The organism is Luteitalea sp. (assembly GCF_022842525.1).
Classification (GTDB): Bacteria; Acidobacteriota; Vicinamibacteria; order Vicinamibacterales; family Vicinamibacteraceae; genus Luteitalea.
In genome coordinates, this window is the sequence record NZ_JALHPM010000141.1 from 1 (window position 1) to 16812 (window position 16812).

The 16812-nt window shown below is 69.3% G+C and carries 18 protein-coding genes and 1 pseudogene; 3 read left to right on the forward strand and 16 right to left on the reverse strand.

Annotated features, from left to right (window positions below; all coding sequences use genetic code 11):
• Both Q0C41_RS22440 and Q0C41_RS22445 read right to left on the reverse strand, forming a co-directional pair.
• A partial coding sequence (locus Q0C41_RS22440) for a TerB family tellurite resistance protein (protein ID WP_291987604.1) occupies positions 1 to 320 on the reverse strand: 320 nt, incomplete at its 3' end.
• The gene (locus tag Q0C41_RS22445) at positions 320 to 664 is read right to left on the reverse strand and encodes a phage holin family protein (RefSeq protein WP_291987605.1); all 345 of its coding nucleotides are present in this window, start codon (positions 662 to 664) and stop codon (positions 320 to 322) included. The genes Q0C41_RS22440 and Q0C41_RS22445, both read right to left, overlap by 1 nt.
• 157 nt (positions 665 to 821) lie before the next feature.
• Between Q0C41_RS22445 and Q0C41_RS22450 the strand changes: the two genes are divergently transcribed.
• Positions 822 to 1229, forward strand: coding sequence for an RNA-binding S4 domain-containing protein (locus Q0C41_RS22450; protein WP_291987606.1), 408 nt, complete (start codon positions 822 to 824; stop codon positions 1227 to 1229).
• 128 nt (positions 1230 to 1357) lie between these two features.
• Positions 1358 to 1627, forward strand: coding sequence for a 30S ribosomal protein S20 (gene rpsT, locus Q0C41_RS22455; protein WP_291987607.1), 270 nt, complete (start codon positions 1358 to 1360; stop codon positions 1625 to 1627).
• Here rpsT and holA read toward each other — a convergent pair.
• The 3 genes from holA to leuS are packed head-to-tail and all read right to left on the reverse strand — an operon-like array spanning position 1605 to position 5789.
• A complete protein-coding gene (holA, locus tag Q0C41_RS22460; protein ID WP_291987608.1) occupies positions 1605 to 2651 on the reverse strand; it encodes a DNA polymerase III subunit delta in 1047 nt (348 codons plus the stop codon). The genes rpsT and holA overlap by 23 nt on opposite strands.
• A gap of 4 nt (positions 2652 to 2655) precedes the next feature.
• Positions 2656 to 3204: an LPS assembly lipoprotein LptE gene (lptE, locus tag Q0C41_RS22465; protein ID WP_291987609.1), complete on the reverse strand. Its 549-nt coding sequence runs from the start codon at positions 3202 to 3204 to the stop codon at positions 2656 to 2658.
• The gene (leuS, locus tag Q0C41_RS22470) at positions 3204 to 5789 is read right to left on the reverse strand and encodes a leucine--tRNA ligase (protein WP_291987610.1); all 2586 of its coding nucleotides are present in this window, start codon (positions 5787 to 5789) and stop codon (positions 3204 to 3206) included. Before leuS ends, lptE begins: the two co-directional genes overlap by 1 nt.
• A 167-nt stretch (positions 5790 to 5956) precedes the next feature.
• On the opposite strand from leuS, the gene Q0C41_RS22475 reads away from it, so the two are divergent.
• Positions 5957 to 7792 carry a glycoside hydrolase family 2 protein gene (locus tag Q0C41_RS22475; protein ID WP_291987611.1) on the forward strand — a complete coding sequence of 612 codons (1836 nt, stop codon included), beginning with the start codon at positions 5957 to 5959 and terminating at the stop codon, positions 7790 to 7792.
• A gap of 25 nt (positions 7793 to 7817) precedes the next feature.
• On the opposite strand, the gene Q0C41_RS22480 is transcribed toward Q0C41_RS22475, so the two are convergent.
• The 11 genes and pseudogenes from Q0C41_RS22480 to Q0C41_RS22530 form a co-directional block, all read right to left on the reverse strand.
• Positions 7818 to 8447 carry a cyclopropane-fatty-acyl-phospholipid synthase family protein gene (locus tag Q0C41_RS22480; RefSeq protein WP_291987612.1) on the reverse strand — a complete coding sequence of 210 codons (630 nt, stop codon included), beginning with the start codon at positions 8445 to 8447 and terminating at the stop codon, positions 7818 to 7820.
• Complete coding sequence (locus Q0C41_RS22485) at positions 8444 to 8641, reverse strand: hypothetical protein (protein ID WP_291987613.1); 198 nt, start codon at positions 8639 to 8641, stop codon at positions 8444 to 8446. Before Q0C41_RS22485 ends, Q0C41_RS22480 begins: the two co-directional genes overlap by 4 nt.
• Before the next feature lie 13 nt (positions 8642 to 8654).
• Positions 8655 to 9677 (reverse strand): histone deacetylase, encoded by a 1023-nt coding sequence (locus tag Q0C41_RS22490; RefSeq protein WP_291987614.1) that lies wholly within the window; start codon positions 9675 to 9677, stop codon positions 8655 to 8657.
• A gap of 6 nt (positions 9678 to 9683) precedes the next feature.
• Positions 9684 to 10373 (reverse strand): lysophospholipid acyltransferase family protein, encoded by a 690-nt coding sequence (locus Q0C41_RS22495; RefSeq protein WP_291987615.1) that lies wholly within the window; start codon positions 10371 to 10373, stop codon positions 9684 to 9686.
• Positions 10370 to 12256 carry a (Fe-S)-binding protein gene (locus tag Q0C41_RS22500; RefSeq protein WP_291987616.1) on the reverse strand — a complete coding sequence of 629 codons (1887 nt, stop codon included), beginning with the start codon at positions 12254 to 12256 and terminating at the stop codon, positions 10370 to 10372. Before Q0C41_RS22500 ends, Q0C41_RS22495 begins: the two co-directional genes overlap by 4 nt.
• An 11-nt stretch (positions 12257 to 12267) precedes the next feature.
• Positions 12268 to 13221 carry an electron transfer flavoprotein subunit alpha/FixB family protein gene (locus Q0C41_RS22505; protein ID WP_291987617.1) on the reverse strand — a complete coding sequence of 318 codons (954 nt, stop codon included), beginning with the start codon at positions 13219 to 13221 and terminating at the stop codon, positions 12268 to 12270.
• Entirely contained in the window at positions 13221 to 13982 is a 762-nt protein-coding gene (locus tag Q0C41_RS22510) for an electron transfer flavoprotein subunit beta/FixA family protein (protein ID WP_291987618.1), read from the reverse strand. The genes Q0C41_RS22505 and Q0C41_RS22510 overlap by 1 nt, the downstream gene beginning before the upstream one ends.
• Positions 13983 to 14250: 268 nt before the next feature.
• Positions 14251 to 15492, reverse strand: coding sequence for a beta-ketoacyl-ACP synthase II (fabF, locus tag Q0C41_RS22515; RefSeq protein WP_367079295.1), 1242 nt, complete (start codon positions 15490 to 15492; stop codon positions 14251 to 14253).
• Positions 15493 to 15533: 41 nt separating this feature from the next.
• A complete protein-coding gene (locus Q0C41_RS22520; protein ID WP_291987620.1) occupies positions 15534 to 15779 on the reverse strand; it encodes an acyl carrier protein in 246 nt (81 codons plus the stop codon).
• Positions 15780 to 15795: 16 nt separating this feature from the next.
• On the reverse strand, positions 15796 to 16539 hold the full coding sequence (gene fabG, locus Q0C41_RS22525; RefSeq protein ID WP_291987621.1) for a 3-oxoacyl-ACP reductase FabG: 744 nt from the start codon (positions 16537 to 16539) through the stop codon (positions 15796 to 15798).
• Positions 16536 to 16812 (reverse strand): annotated as a pseudogene (locus tag Q0C41_RS22530) (malonyl CoA-acyl carrier protein transacylase); the annotation flags it as partial. The gene fabG and the pseudogene Q0C41_RS22530, both read right to left, overlap by 4 nt.

A 16812-nucleotide genomic window follows, 5' to 3' on the forward strand; every position in this document is an offset into this window, starting at 1 on the left:
TCGCGGGCGACCTGATAGTCCTCGGCGGCACCGTGACTGCCGGTGGCGTCCACCGCGAGTTGCACCATGCGCTGCGCCTGCTCGGCCGAGACATCGGCCTCGGTCGCCAGTCGGGCCTCCATGACGGCCCGCTCCTCTGGCGTCACCTCATGGTCGGCAAAGGCGACGCGCCCCAGCAGGTAGGTGAAGGCCGCGAGCAGGCGGGCGCGCTCCGGCGACAGCCCCGTCAGGACCGTCGCGATGTCGGCCACGGTCTCGGTCTCGTGCCGCTCCCCATCGTCCGTGCTCAGGCCGAGGGTGCGAAACAGGGCGGCGAGCATCAGCGCTTGGGCGAGAGCATCCCGCCGAGAACCCAGCTGACGAGGCTCACCAGGAGCGCGCCGAGCACGGCGCTGCCGAAACCGGCCAGGTCGAAGCCAGGCACGAGGGCCGCGGCGAGGGCGAACGCCGCGCCGTTGACCACGAGGTAGAACAGGCCAAGGGTGAGGATGGTGATGGGCAGCGTGAGGATCGTCAACACGGGGCGGACGAGCGCGTTGACCAGGCCGAGGACGAACGCGGCGATCAACAGCGCCGGCACCGACCGCACCACCACGCCGGGGATCAGGTAGGCCGCCAACCACAGCGCGGCAGCCACGATGGCCCAATGCAGCAGGAAGCTCATGGTCTAACGCTATCAGATCGGGAACCGGGAACCGGGAACCGGGAACCGGAATCGGGAGTCGGGAGTCGGGAGTCGGGAGTCGGGAATCGGGAGTCGGGAGTCGCTGGGAGGGCCGGCTCGCCGAGCCGGCCTTCGGCCTTCGGTTAGTCTGTGAGGGATGGCCGACGCTCCTGTCTCCGACCGTCCCCTCCGCCTCGACGTGTGGCTCGATGTCGCCTGCCTGGCCAAGACGCGGTCGGAAGCGCAGCGGGTGGTGAAGGGCGGCAAGGTCGAGGTGAACGGCGAGAAGCCCAAGCCCAACCGCGACGTGAAGCCGGGCGACACCATCACGCTCACGCGGCCTCTGGGGCGCAAGCAGGTGGTCCGCGTCCTCGGCACCTGCGAGCAGCACCTGCCCAAGGCCGAGGCAAAAGCGCTGCTCTACGAGGACATCACGCCACCGCCGACACCGGAGGAGCGGGCGTTCCTGCAGCTCCTCAAGGACACCCGTCCGCGAGGCCCTGTCTTAGCCCCGGACAAGCGCGAGCGGCGCGAACTCAGGCGCTTGAAGGGCAGAGACTCGTGAGCGGTCGCTGCCACGAGCCATATGGTATACTCCGGTGTTTCCGCTGGTCGGGTGGCACGCGCGCCCGGCACGGCAGGGATCCTTCACCGGGTCCGGTATCCAGCGCGTAGGCAGAGTGGAGTAGTTTCGTGGCAAATCACGAGTCAGCGCTGAAGGCGCACAAGCAGAGCGTGGCCAATCGCGAGCGGAACCGCCAGGCGCGGACCCGCCTGCGCTCGGCGCTCAAGACCATCCGCAAGGCCATCAGCGCCAACGACGCCGCTGGGGCCAAGGCCGGTCTCAACGAGACCGTGTCGCTGATCGACAAGATGGCCAAGAAGGGCGTCATCCACGACAACGCGGCCTCGCGTTACAAGTCGCGGCTGGCCAAGCGCCTCAACGGCCTCGCTGCGGCGTAAACGGCCGCCCGCCTGCGCCCTGCGGGCTCCGGCGGGCTTCGCCTCTCTGGCGGGGCCCGCACAGTTCCACCACCAGACGTTCCAGCACGACCTGCGGATTGCGCCCGAGCTTGCTCGCGGCATCCGCCCGATAGAGCGCGCGTACTGCCGCGCCCACGCGATCGGGTGCCGCCTGGACCATCCGCGTCCGCACCCACCACCCGAGCTGCCCCAGCATCTGGAACGGTGACGACCCGTTCTCGACCATCAGCTGGACGTGGCGAAGCGCCGTCGCGGCATCCCCGGCGGCGATGGCGTTGGTCACGGCCCAGTCGTCGAACTGCTGCGCTGCCCCGACGACCAGACGGACATCCTTCTCCGTGATCGCCGTCGCGTCCCCCACGAACAACACGAGCGTATCGATGTCCTTGCGCAGACGGACGATGTCGGGCCCGGCGCGTTCGACGAGTGCGGTGAGCCCCGCCGCATCGATGCGCTTGCCGGCCGCCCTGACGCGATCGGCGGCAAACTGCATGGCATCCCGCAGCGCCGTCTGGGCGCCGTTGAAGCCGTCCGTGCTGAAGCCCTCGCACTCGACGGTGACCGCCTGCTTGTCGAGGAGCTTGCCGAGTTTCGTACTGCGATTGATGTCGGTGGCGACCAGCACCAGGATGTTGGACGGCTCGGGGTTGGCGACGTAGCCCTCGAGGCCACCGGGGTCTGGCGCTGGCGCATCGTCGCCGCCCGCGTCGTCATCGACCTCGGCGAGCTTCTTCCGGCCCTTGAAGAGCCGCTCGATGTGCGAGAGGACGACCACCCGGCGGTCGCCGAGCATGGGACGGGTCCGTGCGGCGAACACCACGTCGTCGGGGCGGGCGTCTCCGGCCGTGAACTTCTCGACGTTGAAGCCGCGCAGGTCCTCCTCCACGAGGCTGGTGAGGGCGGCCACGACCTCGTCCTTGCCCGCCTCGTCCTCGCCGATGACGAGGTAGACGGGCGCGACGGAGCCTCGCTTGATCGCCGTCGCGAGTTCGCCTGGGGTCACGGCGCTAGAAGGCCTCGAGAATGGACGACACGGTGCGGCGGGCCACGGTGTCGGCGATGCGGTCTGCGGCAGCGCGATTCTGTCCGAGGAACGCCGAGGCGTCCAGGGCCCCGGTGCCGGTGGTCAGGTCGTACTCGTCGAGAATCTCGAGGGACGGGTTCTCCCAGATCAGCTTGTTGGCCTTGACGTCCTTGAACTCGATCTTGAGCTGGACCCGCACGATGTAGCGCGTGGCCTGGTTGTTCTCGTTGAACCCGCTGGGCTCGAGCGTGAGACCGGAGACGGTGCCATTCAGCAGCGCGTCGGCCCCATCGGTCACCGGCAGCACCTGGTAGCGCCCGCGCCCGAGGAACTCGCTGCGCACCCGCTGCGTCAGCAGCTGCTCGATGTCGTACACCGAGGTGTTGTTGGCAAACAGCGGAATGCCAATCACCCGGATGTACGACGGCAGGAAGTTGCCGCGCCCCGCGAGGTTGTAGCCGCAGGCGGCCTGCGCCGCCGCTGCGCCCGACACGAGCGCCGCGAGAAAGGCCCGTCGCGATCGACCGCGCATCACTTCACCACCACGCTGACCAGACGGCCGGCGGCCACGATGACCTTGACGATGGTCTTGCCGTCGGTGTGGGCCTTCACATTGGGATCGGCCAGCGCCGCCGCCTGCACGACGTCATCGGGCGACCCCGCCGGCACGATGACACGGCCGCGGACCTTGCCATTGACCTGCACCGGCATCTCGATGGCTTCCTCGGCCGCCACAGCGGCATCGGCGGCCGGCCAGCCGGCCGCGACGATGCCGTCGGCGTGGCCGAGAGCTTCCCACAGCTCCTCGGCCATGTGCGGAGCGAACGGTGACAACAGCCGCACCAGCGCCTCGACGGCCTCGCGCGCCGCCGCGAGCGTGCTCGCGGGCACGTCGGGCGTCACCGGCGCCTCGTCGCCTGCGGCCCGGCGGCCTGGCTTGAAGAGTCCCGTCGCATCGCCGAACGCATACAGCTCGTTCACCAGCACCATCAGGCCCGAGATCGCCGTGTTCAGTTGCACGCGCGGGTAGAGGTCCCCGGTGACCTTCTCGACCGTCTGGTGCGTCTTCCGGCGCAGGGCGCGTTCCTCGGCAGAGAACGCCCCGATGGTGTCGACGGCCGGCGCGGTCGCCAGCGTTGCGGCCAGCGGCTCGACGAAGCGCCACACCCGGGTGAGGAAGCGATAGCTGCCTTCGAGCCCGGAATCGGTCCACTCGACTTCCTTCTCGGGCGGCGCGACGAACATCACGTAGAGGCGCAGAGCGTCGGCGCCGAACTTGGCGATCATCTCGTCGGGATCGACGACGTTGCCCTTGGACTTGGACATGACCTGTCCGTCCTTGAGCACCATCCCCTGGGTGAGCAGCCGCGCGAACGGCTCGTCGTGCGACACCATGCCGAGATCGCGAAACACGCGGGCGAAGAAACGCGAGTAGATCAGGTGCAGGATGGCGTGCTCGACGCCACCGCTGTAGAAGTCGACCGGCGCCCAGTAGTTGCACTTCGCCGGATCGAACGCCTGCTGGTCGTTCTTCGCGTCGGTGAACCGGTAGAAGTACCAGGACGAATCGAAGAACGTGTCCATCGTGTCGGTTTCGCGCCGGGCGGCGCCGCCGCACTTCGGGCACGACACGTTGACGAACTCGGGCAGCTGCGCCAGCGGCGACTCGCCCTTGCCCGTGAACTCGACGATCTTCGGCAGCACGACGGGCAGTTGGTCGTCCGGCACCGGCACGACGCCACACGACGGGCAGTGAATCATCGGGATCGGCGTCCCCCAGTACCGCTGCCGGGAGACCCCCCAGTCCTTCAGCCGGTACTGAATCGTCTTCTTCCCGATGCCGCGCGCCTCGGCCGACGCCGCCATCTTCTCCCACGCCTCCTCGGTGGGCAGCCCCGAGAACTCGTCGGAGTTGGCACTCACGCCGTACTCGGTGAACGCCTCCGCCATCGTCGCACCGTCCGCCTTGGCCAGGGCTTCGGCGGACGGGTCGGCCGCGGGGCCGTCGATCGGCGTGACCACGACGCGAACGTCGAGGCCATACTTGCGGGCAAACTCGAAGTCGCGCTGATCGTGGGCGGGCACCGCCATGATGGCGCCGGTGCCATAGCCGCCGAGCACGAAGTTGGCTACCCACACGGGGACGGTCTCGCCCGTGAACGGGTTCATGACGCGGCGGCCGGTGTCGAAGCCTTCCTTCTCCACCTCGCCCGACATGCGCCCGAGCCGGTCCTGCTGGCGAAAGCGATCCGCCTGCCGGCGGAACGCGACGGGATCGACCGACTCGCGCGCGAACGTCTCGACGAGGTCGTGCTCCGGCGCGATCAACACGAACGTGGCGCCGTAGATGGTGTCGATGCGGGTCGTGAAGATTTCGATGCCGTCGGACGTGGCGCGGCCTTCGGCGTCGGCGATCGGGAACGTCGCCTGCACGCCCTCCGACTTCCCGATCCAGTTGCGCTGCATCGTCAGGACCTTCTCGGGCCAGTCGGGCAGGTGCCTGGTGCCCTCGAGCAGTTCCTCGGCGTAGTGCGTGATGCGGAGGAACCACTGCTCCAGCTCACGCGAGGTGACGTGCGAGCCGCACCGCCAGCACGCGCCATCGATGACCTGTTCGTTGGCCAGGACGGTCAGGCAGCTCGGACACCAGTTGACGGTCGAGCGACGGCGGTACGCCAGGTCGCGCTCGACCATGCGGAGGAACAGCCACTGGTTCCAGCGGTAGTAGTCGGGCAGGCACGTGGCCAGTTCCCGTCCCCACGCGTACGAGATGCCGAGGCGCTGCAACTGCCCCTTCATGTACGCGATGTTGTCCAGGGTCCACTGCTCGGGATGCAGGTTGTTCTTGATGGCGGCGTTCTCGGCCGGCAGGCCGAAGGCGTCCCAGCCGAACGGATGCAGGACGTTGGCCCCCTGCATGCGCTTCAGACGGGAGACGACATCACCAATCATGTAGTTGCGCACGTGCCCCACGTGGGCCCGGCCCGAGGGGTACGCGAACATCTCGAGGCAGTAGAACGACGGCCTGGACGCGTCCTCGGTCACCTCGAAGGCGCCGGTCGCGGTCCAGTGTTCCTGCCACTTCTTCTCGATGGATTGCGGGGAATAATCAGCCACGGCTAGATCAGACAGTATAGCGGCAGGGCGGCGCCTTCGGCCCGTCCCTGCCGCTATCGGGCAATGCCGCGATGCCGGAATGCCGGGAATGTCGAAGGGAGAAGGGCGAAGGCCGATGGCCGGCAACGCGGGCGCTCGAGCAAGCCCGGCGCCCGCCCTGTGTTACGGTGTCGCGCATCATGCAGATCGCCCGCGTCATGTGCCTGGCCGTCGTGCTGGCTGGCGCCCCCGTGACCGCCGCCGCCCAGGGGCCCGCTGCCCTGCCCCGCCCCGAGTTCCCGAATCCTCAGTTCGAGCGCAAGGACTGGCTCAACCTCAACGGTCCCTGGCGCTTCGCTTTCGACGATGGCGATGCGGGTCTGCGGGAGGCGTGGTACGCCGGGCCCCGGCGGTTCGACCGGCAGATCGTGGTGCCGTTCGCCTTCGAGAGCCCGAAGAGCGGCATCGGCGACCCGACGTTCCACCCGGTGGTCTGGTACCAGCGCGAGGTGACGGTGCCAGCGGGCTGGAAGGGGCGCCGGGTCCTGCTCAAGTTCGGCGCGGTGGACTACCACGCCACCGTGTGGCTCAACGGCCAGAAGCTCGGCGAGCACGAAGGGGGCAGCACGCCGTTCGCCTTCGATGTCACCGACCTGATGAAGGATGGCGGCAACGCGCTGGTGGTGCGGGCCTACGACCCGCCCACGGACCGGTTCGTGCCGCGCGGCAAGCAGTACTGGAAGGAGAAGTCCGAGAGCATCTTCTACACGCGGACGACCGGCATCTGGCAGACGGTCTGGCTCGAGGCCGTCGGCGACAGCTACCTGTCGCACGTCCGCACCACCCCGTCGATGGACGGCGCCGTGCGCTTCGACGCGCGTCTCGGTCGTCCCGCGCCCGACCAGGTGCTGCGGGCGACCGTCCGCTACAACGGCGCCGTCGTGACCCGCGGCGAGACGACCATCGACGGCTCGCGCGCGTCGCTCGGGGTGCGGGTCATCGATCCGCTGGAGTGGCAGATCGGCCAGGGCCGTCTCTACGACGTGACGCTCGAGGTGCTGCGTGGCGGCACCGTGCTGGACACGGTGCAGACGTACTACGGGTATCGCGAGGTGACGGTCGACGCGAAAGGCCTGCAGTTCAACGGTCGCCGGCTGTATCTGCGCATGGTGCTCGACCAGGGCTACTGGCCCGAGTCGTTGCTGACGCCGCCGTCCGACGAGGCCATCCAGTTCGACATCAAGACGTCGCAGGCCATGGGGTTCACCGGCGCGCGCAAGCACCAGAAGGTCGAGGACCCGCGCTTCCTGTACTGGGCCGACAAACTGGGCTATCTCGTCTCCGGAGAGATGGCCAACGCGTACCAGTACGACGACCAGTACGTCGCGCGGTTCACGCGCGAGTGGCTCGAGGTGCTCGAGCGCGACATCAACCACCCGTCGATCGTCATGTGGATTCCCATCAACGAGAGCTGGGGCACGCCGAACCTGCGCGACCGGCGTCAGCAGGCGCACCTCAAGGCCAACTACTGGCTGACGAAGTCGCTCGACCCGAGCCGCCTGGTGATCGAGAACGACGGCTGGGAACACGTCGACACGACCGACGTGTTCGGCATCCACGACTACGCGCGCACCGGCGAGATGATCGCGAAGAAGTACGCGGTGCTCGACCACCCCAACGCGCGCATCCCCGACAACAGCCGTGCGGCGCTCGTGCCCGGCTACGAGTACAACGGCTCGCCCATCTTCCTCTCGGAGTTCGGCGGCATCGCCTACCGCGCGCCGGGGTCACCCGTGCCCGAGGGCGCGTGGGGGTACTCGGGCGTGGAGAAGACGCCCGAGGAAGCCCTCGCACGCCTGAAGGGGCTGTACGAGGCGATCGCGACGGTGCCGCGCATCATCGGCGTCTGCTACACCCAGCTCACTGACGTCGAGCAGGAGATCAACGGCCTGCTCACCTACGACCGCAAGCCCAAATTCGACGTCAGCGCGATCAAGGCCATCAACGATCTGTTGAGACCGTAGGGCGTCACGCCCGGCCCTGCCCCACTCAGCGAGGCTTCACGCCCACGAACTGGACAACGGCGCTGCGACCGCTATGGCGAGCGCCCTCGTTGACGTCGCGGTCGAGTTCATGGCCGAGAACCAAGTCGAGGCCGGGCAGTTCGGTGCGGAGTTGGTCGAGGGTGAGGAGCCAGTCGGCATTGGAGGGCGGCGGGCCGCCGATGCCGCCGATCGCGTGCTGACGCGGCGTGTAGGCCTCGAGCACGAACACCCCGCCAGGCGCGAGGGCGCGAACGACACGCGGGTGGAGGTCGGCGCGCAAGGCCGGCGGCAGGTGCACGAAGATGCTGACGATGCCCTGCCAGCGCGCCTCGCCGAGGTCGTAGGTGGCGAGGTCGGCCACGACGGTCTCGAGCGCGACACCGCGGGCCTCGGCCAGTCGGCGCGCCTTCGCGAGGCCGATGTCGGACGCGTCGACGCCCGTCACCTCGAAGCCGAGCGCGGCCAGGTGCACGCCGTTGCGGCCTTCGCCGTCTCCCAGACACAGCACCCGTCCCGGTGGGATCCGGTGTGCCTCGACGGCGAGGAAGTCGTTCGGCGCCGTGCCGAAGACGTACTCCGTCGTGTCGTATCGCTGGTCCCACGGCGAGGTTCGCGGGTCGATGCCGTCACTCATCGCGCACATCCGCGGTGACGCACCCGGTACGTGGTGATCGAGGCCGAGACCGCCCCAGCCGCGGCACTCCAGAAGACGATGTGCCCGGGGCGCAGGCCCGTCGCCCCGAACCGCATCCAGTCGGCGATGGTGAGCACGCCGCCGATCAGCGCGAACGTCTGAAGAAACCGCCCCACGAAGAACTGCCAGAGCATGTCGAGATCCCCGTTACTGGGTGCCGCTGACCAGCGGGTGCGCCTGCAGCGCCTGGGCCGTCTGGCGGCCACGGCGGTCCGGGCCGGCCGCCTCTCGCCAGTCCGTGCGCTCTCCCACCGGCCCGTGCAGCACGTCGACCGTCGCGTCCAGGCACGCCCGCAGCGCCTGCAGGTCGTACCCCCCTTCGGTGATCACGGCGAGGCGTCCCCCGCACGTCCGGGCCGCGCGCGCCCGAATCGCCGACAGCCACGCGCGGTAGCCGGCGGTACTCATGCGCTGGGCCCCGAGGGGATCGTCCTGGTGGCCATCGAAACCGGCCGACACGAGGATCAGGTCTGGATGGAACCGCACCAGCGCCGGGTCGATGATGGTGTTCCACACATGCGCATGGTCCGCGTCGGTCGCGCCCGCCTCGAGCGGGACGTTCAGGGTCGCCCCGACGCCCTCGCCGTGGCCCATCTCGGTGGCGGCGCCGGTACCTGGATAGAACGGGAACTGATGGGTGTTGACGACCAGCACGCTCGGGTCGGTGTAGAACGCCCACTGCGTACCGTTGCCATGATGCACGTCGATGTCCACCACCGCCACGCGCGCGGCTCCGGCAGCCCGCGCGGCCGCCGCGGCCACGGCCACGTTCGAATAGAGGCAGAAGCCCATCGCCTGCGTCCGCTCGGCGTGGTGTCCGGGTGGCCGGACGAGGGCCAGGGCCGGCTCGCCGGTGGCCAGGGCGTGGAGCGCGGCCTCGCAAGCCGCGCCGGCCGCCAGTCGGGCCACCGTGTCGCTGTCCGGGGACGTGAAGGTGTCGGCGTCGATGGAGGTCGGTCGGCCGCGGCGCGAGGCGAGGTTGGCGAGGTGATCGGCGCCGTGCACGCGCAGCAGTTGCGCGTCGCTGGCTTCGCGGGGATCACGCACGGCGATGCCGAGATCCCGGGCACGCTGCGCCGCTGCCCGCATGACGTCGCCGCGCTCGGGCGACTCGGGGTGGCCGGCGGGCGTGAGGTGGTCGAGGAAGCGAGGCGTGAAGAACAGGATCATGGCGTCTCAGCGCGTCGATGAATCGAGCAGGGCCAGGGCTCGGGGACGCAGACGGCCCAGCGCGGCTTCGAGGTCACGCCGACGCTCTTCGAGGCGCACCTCATCGGCGTCCGCTTCGACACGCATCGGATCGCCGACGGCGACCGCGATGCGGCTGAAGGGTGTCGGGACCTGGGCGCGGTCCCAACTGCGGGCATGCCACGCCGGCGCCGCCTCGACGTGGAACGGCAGGATCGGCTGCCCGGTCGCCTTGGCCAGCCATACCGCCCCCGGTTGCGCCCGCTCGGCCGGGCCGCGCGGGCCATCGATGGTGAACGCCACGGATCGCCCCTGCTGCACGAGCCGCTTCATCTGGACCAGCGCCTTCACCCCGCCGCGCGACGTCGACCCGCGCACCGCCGAGAAGCCGAACCGCTCGATGATGCGCGCAATCCACTCGCCATCGAAGTTCTCACTGGTCATGACGGCAATCTGGCGGTCGCGCCAGAAGACGGTCGCCGGCAGGATGCGGCCGTGCCAGAAGGTCAGGATGGGGTGCTGCCCCGCCGCCACGAGCCGGTCGTAGGTCTCGACGCCCTCGCTGGTGAAGCGCCACGTGCGACCGAGCGCCCCGACCAGCGGTGCGCCCACGGCCGAGATGATTGCGACCTGTCGCCGCCTGGCCGCGGACTGCTGCCAGCCCGGCCGGTCGCTCACTCGGGCGTCGCCTCGGACGCCGGAGCCGTCCCAGCCCCGTCGGCCTGCCCGAGACGCCCCGCCGTGCGCAGACGCCCCTCGGTCCACGTCATCAGATCCACCATCTGGATCTCGTCGGTCCCCGGTGTGCTGGCCTTGGCGCCCTTCAGCATGATCGAGCAGAAGGGACAGCCCATGACGATGGTGTTGGCGCCGGTGGCCTGGAGCTGCTCGAACCGGGTCTGGCTGATGCGCGTGCCCGCCTCGTGCTCTTCGAACAGCAGCCCGCCGCCGGCCCCGCAGCAGAACGGGTTGTCCTTCGTCCGCTCCGGTTCGGTGACGTCGCCGCCGTACCGCTCGAGCAGGGCGCGCGGCGCTTCGTGCTCACCGGCGTAGCGCCCGAGGTAGCACGGATCGTGGAAGGTGACCGGCTCGTCCTCGAGCCGGACCGGACGCTCGTAGCGCGTCAACTGCTCGACCAGCACCGACGAGTGCACGACCTTGCCCTCGAAGCCGAACGCCTTGTAGTCGTGGCCGAGCGTCTTCAGGCAGTGCGGGCACGAGGTCACGACCTTCTTCACGCCGGACGTCTGGAGGTCCTCGACGTTGGCCGTCGCGAGTTCCTGGAACTGGTACTCGTTGCCGGTCCGCTTGGCCACGTCGCCGGTGCACCGCTCCTTGCTCAGCACGCCGAACGTCTTGCCCTGGGCGCGCAGGATGTCCCCGAGCGACCGCAGCGACTTCTGGAAGTCGGGCTCGGTGCCCCCCGCGCAGCCGAGCCACAGCAGGTACTCGTGCTTCTCCGGATCGAAGGTCTCGAACTGCGCGGCGGCGACGAACTTCTGACGGACGTCGGAGGTCTGGCCCCACAGGTTGCCGCGACGTTCGAGGTTGTTGTACACCGGCGCCAGGTAGTCGGGCGCCTCGCCGTTGCTGACCAGGCCGCGGCGCGCCCCGATGATCACCGGCGTGTGCTCGATGCCGACCGGACAGGCGTCCTCGCAGGCGCCGCACGTCGTGCACTGCCACAGCACGTCGGGGTCGTACACGTCGGACAGCTTGGCGTCGAGCCGGCCGGCGAGCAGCGCCTCCTCGTTCTGGAGAACGAGCGTCTTCGGGTTCAGCAGCTTGCCCGTCGCCGTCGCAGGGCAGTTCTCCATGCAGCGTCCGCACTCGACGCAGGTGAAGGCGTCCAGCACCGCCTTCTTCGGCAGGTCCTTGACCGTCTCGAGGCCGACTTCCTCCTTCTCGAAGTCGAGGTTCGGCACGGTGCCGAGCACCGGCGCCTTGAGGAAGACGGTGCCCGGCGACAGAATCAGGTGCAGATGCTTGGAGTTCGGGACCAGCACCAGGAAGGTGAAGATCACGAGCATGTGCACCCACCAGTTGACGCGTGCGGCGGGTCCTTCGCCGAGCACGAAGAGCTCGAGCAGGAACGTGATCATCAGCACGGCGATGAACCCGGCGATGAGCAGCGACTCCTTCGAGACGGTGGCGCCCAGCGCCCGCGGGCGCACGAGGCCTCGACGTACCGCCAGGAAGACGATGCCCAGCAGCACGGCGACACAGAACGGCACCAGCAGGACGCGATAGACCGTGAAGGCGACGGTGTCGGTGAGATCGACCAGCCCGAGGCCATGCAGTGTCTCGACGAGCGTGTAGCCGCCGAAGGCGACGAACCCCCAGAACACGAACAGGTGCGCCATGCCGACCCACGGCTTGCGCGCGATGACCTTGCCCTGGAAGACGACCTCGACGACGAACCGCTCGACACGCCGCGGCAGCTGATCGACGGAGAACGCCCCGGGGGCGGCCTGCATGAGGCGCCAGCGCGCCGACATCTGGGCCGCGAACAGGCCGAAGCTGCCGACCACGACGACCCAGAAGGCGAGGGTCTCGAACATGGCGGCGTCCGCTACTTCTTCAGCTCGGCGATGAGCGCCGGCACGATCTCGAACAGGTCACCGGCGATGCCGTAGTCGGCCAGCTCGAAGATCGGCGCCTCCGGATCCTTGTTGACGGCCACGATGGTCCGCGCGCCCTTCATGCCGACGACGTGCTGAATCGCGCCCGAGATGCCGAGCGCCAGATACAGCTTCGGCGCGACGGTCTGCCCCGAGCTGCCGATCTGCCGATCCATGGGCAGCCAGCCGTTGTCGCAGATCGGACGCGACGCCGCGAGCTCGGCCCCGAGGGCCTCGGCCAGCTGCTTCACCAGATCGAGATGTTCAGGGCCCTTGATGCCGCGCCCCACCGAGACGATGCGCTCGGCCGCCGACAGGTCCACCGCCTGCTTCGATTCCTGGAACGGCGCCTCGGGACGCTGCCGCACCGCGGCCGCCTCGAGGGTAACGGCGTGCGCCACGACAGGGGCGCTGCCCTTCTGCACCGCGTCGGCACGCACCGCGCCGGCCTGCAGGGTGGCGAAGTGCGGGGCCGGCCCGGCCGCGTCCACGTCGGCCTGCAGGCGGGCCTGGAAGACGGGACGCGTGAAGCGGAGGCCGCTGCCCTCGCGCCGGATCGCGACGCAGTCGGACACGAGGCCGCGCCCGCACCGCGTCGCGAGCTTGGGCATGAAGTCGCGCGCCTGGTACGTGTGCGCCGCCAGCACCAGCGCCGGCGTCGTCGTCGCCACGACGTCGGCCAGCGCGGCCACGTAGCCGTCGGCCGTGTAGTTGGCGAGCGCCTCGTGCTCGACCATCAGCACCTGGGCGACCTGCGCCTCGGCGAGGGTGGCGGCGATGGGGCCGACGCCCTGTCCGGCAAGGACGACCGTGACCGGCTGGTCGAGCGCCTGGGCGGCGGCGATGGCCTCCCAGGTCGATCGGTGCACCTGCCCGGCGTTGTGTTCCGCGATGACGAGCACCATTACGACACCACCCGCACATCCTCGCGCAAGGCGCGGACGAGTTCCCTGGCGGCCTCGGCGGGCGTGCCCGCGATCATCCGCGTCTGTTTCTGCTTGTCCGGGGCCCGGAGATCGACGACCTGCTGGGTGGCCGGGGCGGCGGGCGCCGCGACGACGCGGATCTCCTTCTTCTTGGCGGCCATGATGCCCTTGAGCGTCGCATACCGCAGCTGATTGATGCCGCTCTGAATGGTCAGCAGTGACGGCAGCGGCATCTCGAGCCACTGGAACCAGCCGCCTTCGAGCTCGCGTTTGACGCGCAGGCCACTGCCCTGCACCTGGACGTCCATGATGATGGTGGCGTGGGGCACGCCGAGCCGTTCGGCCAGCACGACGCCGGTCTGCCCGAACCCCATGTCGTCGGACTGCAGGCCCGTGAGCACCAGGTCGGGCGCCTCGGGGCCGATGGCCGCGGCCAGCGCGTCGGCCACGACGAAGGCGTCGGCCTGCGGCAGCGCGTCGCCCTCGACGTGCACCGCCCGGTCGGCGCCGCGCGCCAGGGCTTCGCGCAGGACCTGCGACACCCGGGCCGGTCCGGCGGACACGGCGATGACCTCGCCGCCGTGCGCCTCGCGCAGACGGAGCGCCGCCTCGAGCGCGTAGGCGTCCGGTTCGTTCATCTCGAACTCGGCTTCGGCGTCGCGAATCCAGGTCCGCGCGTCGTTGGGACGCACCTGCCAGTCACGGGTGACGACCTGCTTGATGCAGACGGCGATTTTCATGGCTCAGGACTCAGGGCTCTTGGCTCAACACCGCAGGCTCAGGGCTCACGGCTCGGGGCTCGACACAGCAGGCTCAGGGCTCACGGCTCGGGGCTCGACACAGCAGGCTCAGGGCTCATGGCTCGGGGCTCGGCACAGCAGGCTCAGGGCTCACGGCTCGGGGCTCGGCACAGCAGGCTCAGGGGTCACGGCTGTGGTGCCGTGCCTGGAGCCCCGAGTCTCGAGCCTTCTGCCCTGAGCGCTGAGCCGTGCGCCCTGGGCCGTCGGACTACTCTTCGAACGCCTTGAACAACAGGCTGGCGTTGGTCCCGCCGAAGCCGAACGAGTTCGACAGGGCGTACCGGACGCGTCCCGGGCGCGCGACGTGGGCGACGTAGTCGAGGTCGCATCCCTCGGCCGGGTTGTCGAGGTTGACCGTCGGCGGCAGCATCTGGTGGCGAATGGCGAGCGCCGTGATGCCGGCTTCGAGTCCCCCGGCCGCGCCGAGCAGATGGCCGGTCATGGACTTGGTGGACGACACCGCGAGGCGGTGCGCGTGCTCGCCGAAGGTGGTCTTGATGGCCTGCGTCTCGGTCGGGTCGTTGACCGGCGTGGACGTGCCGTGGGCATTGATGTAGTCGACCACGGACGGCTCGACCCCGGCCTTGCGCAGGGCCATGCGCATCGCACGCACGGCGCCCTCGCCGCCTTCGGGCTGGCCGGTCATGTGATAGGCATCGCCGGTGAGGCCATAGCCGACGATCTCGGCGTAGATGGTCGCGCCGCGCGCCCTGGCCCGCTCGAGTTCCTCGAGGATGACGATCCCCGATCCCTCGCCGATGATGAACCCGTCGCGATCGCGATCGAACGGGCGGCAGGCGCGTCCCGGGTCGTCGTTGCGGGTGGACAGGGCCCGCATCGCGCCGAAGCCGCCGACGCTCATCGGCGTGACGGCCGCCTCGGCGCCGCCCGTGATCATCACCTCGGCATCGCCGCGCTTGATGATCTCGTACGAATCGCCGATGGCATGCGCCGACGCCGAGCACGCGGTGCACGACGCCTGGTTGGGGCCCCGGGTGCCGAAGCGGATCGAGACCTGGCCGGACGCCAGGTTGATGATCGCCGACGGGATGAAGAAGGGCGAGATCTTGCGCGGGCCGCCGGCGATGTACTGCTCGTGCTCGCGCTCGATGGTGCCGAAGCCGCCGATGCCCGACGCGATGTAGACACCGACGTCGAACGAGTTCTCCGGCGTCACCTCCAGGCGCGCGTCATCGACGGCATGCTGACTGGCCGCGATCGCGTACTGGATGAAGGGGTCGATCTTCTTGACCTCCTTCTTCTCGACGTAGGCCAGCGGGTCGAAGTTCTTCACCTCGCCCGCAATCCGTGTCGAGAACGCCGATGCGTCGAAGTGGGTGATGGGGCCGATGCCCGATCGGCCGGCGCAGAGCGCCTCCCAGTTGGCGGCGGTGCCCACCCCGATGGACGACACCATTCCGACCCCCGTCACCACGACTCGCCTGGACACTCCCCCTCCGTCCCCGGTGTTCCGTACCGGTGTGGCAGTTGCTACTTCTTGCCCTTGCCGTGCTGCTCGATGTACGCGATGGCCTCGCGCACGCGGGTGATCTTCTCGGCGTCGTCATCCGGGATCTCGACCCCGAACTCCTCCTCGAAGGCCATCACCAGCTCCACCACGTCGAGCGAATCGGCGCCCAGGTCGTCCACGAAGGACGCATCCGGCGTGACCTCTTCCTCGTCCACGCCCAGCTGCTCCACGATGATGCTCTTGACCTTGTCTGCCACAGACGACATCTGACACTCCTCCTGCTCAGGCGTACATGCCGCCGTTGACGGCGAGCACCTGCCCGGTGATGTATCCAGCCGCATCTGATGCGAGGAAGCACACCGCCGCGGCTACATCCTCCGGCGTGCCCAAACGTCCGAGCGGGATCGCGGACGTCCAGTTCTTCTGGGCGTCCGAGCTGATGTCCCGCGTCATATCCGTATCGATGAGCCCCGGGGCCACCACGTTCACCGTGATGGACCGCGAGGCGACTTCGCGCGCGAGCGCCTTCGAGAAGCCGATGATGCCGGCCTTGGTCGCCGCGTAGTTGGTCTGCCCGGGGTTGCCACTCTGGCCCACCACCGAACTGATGCTGATGATGCGCCCGCTGCGCTGCTTCAGCATGGTCTTCAGCACCGCCTGGGTGCAGAGGAACGTGCCCGTGAGATTGGTCGCGACCACGGCGTCCCAGTCGTCGCGCTTCATCCGCAGCAGCAGCTGATCGCGGGTGATGCCGGCGTTGTTGACCAGGATGTCGAGGCGGCCGAACCGCTCGTTGGTCGTGTCGATGACGCGTTTCACGGCCTCGGCATCGGAGACGTCGGCCGCCAGCGCGAGCGCCTGCCCGCCGGCCGCCGTCACCTCGGCTGCCACGGCCTCGGCGGCATCACCTCGCGAGGTGAGCACCACGGTCGCGCCAGCGCCGGCCAGCGTCAGGGCCGTCTGCCGGCCGATGCCGCGCGACGCCCCGGTGATCACTGCCACCTTGCCTGAGAGATCGAGCCTCACGATGCTGCGAAGAGCGCCTCCACCGCTGCGAGTTGTTCAGGGGCTCCGAAGCTCACCACCTGAGCCTCGCGGTCGACCTTGCGCACGAGTCCCGCGAGCACCGTCCCCGGGCCCACCTCAACATACGCGCGCACACCAGCCGACACAAGATACCCGATGACGTCCTCCCAGCGCACGGCACCGGAGACCTGCGCCACCAGCGCGTCGATCGCCGACACGCCGTCGCGCCTGGGCACGGCGTCGATGTTGGCCACGACCGGCACGCGCGGCGCC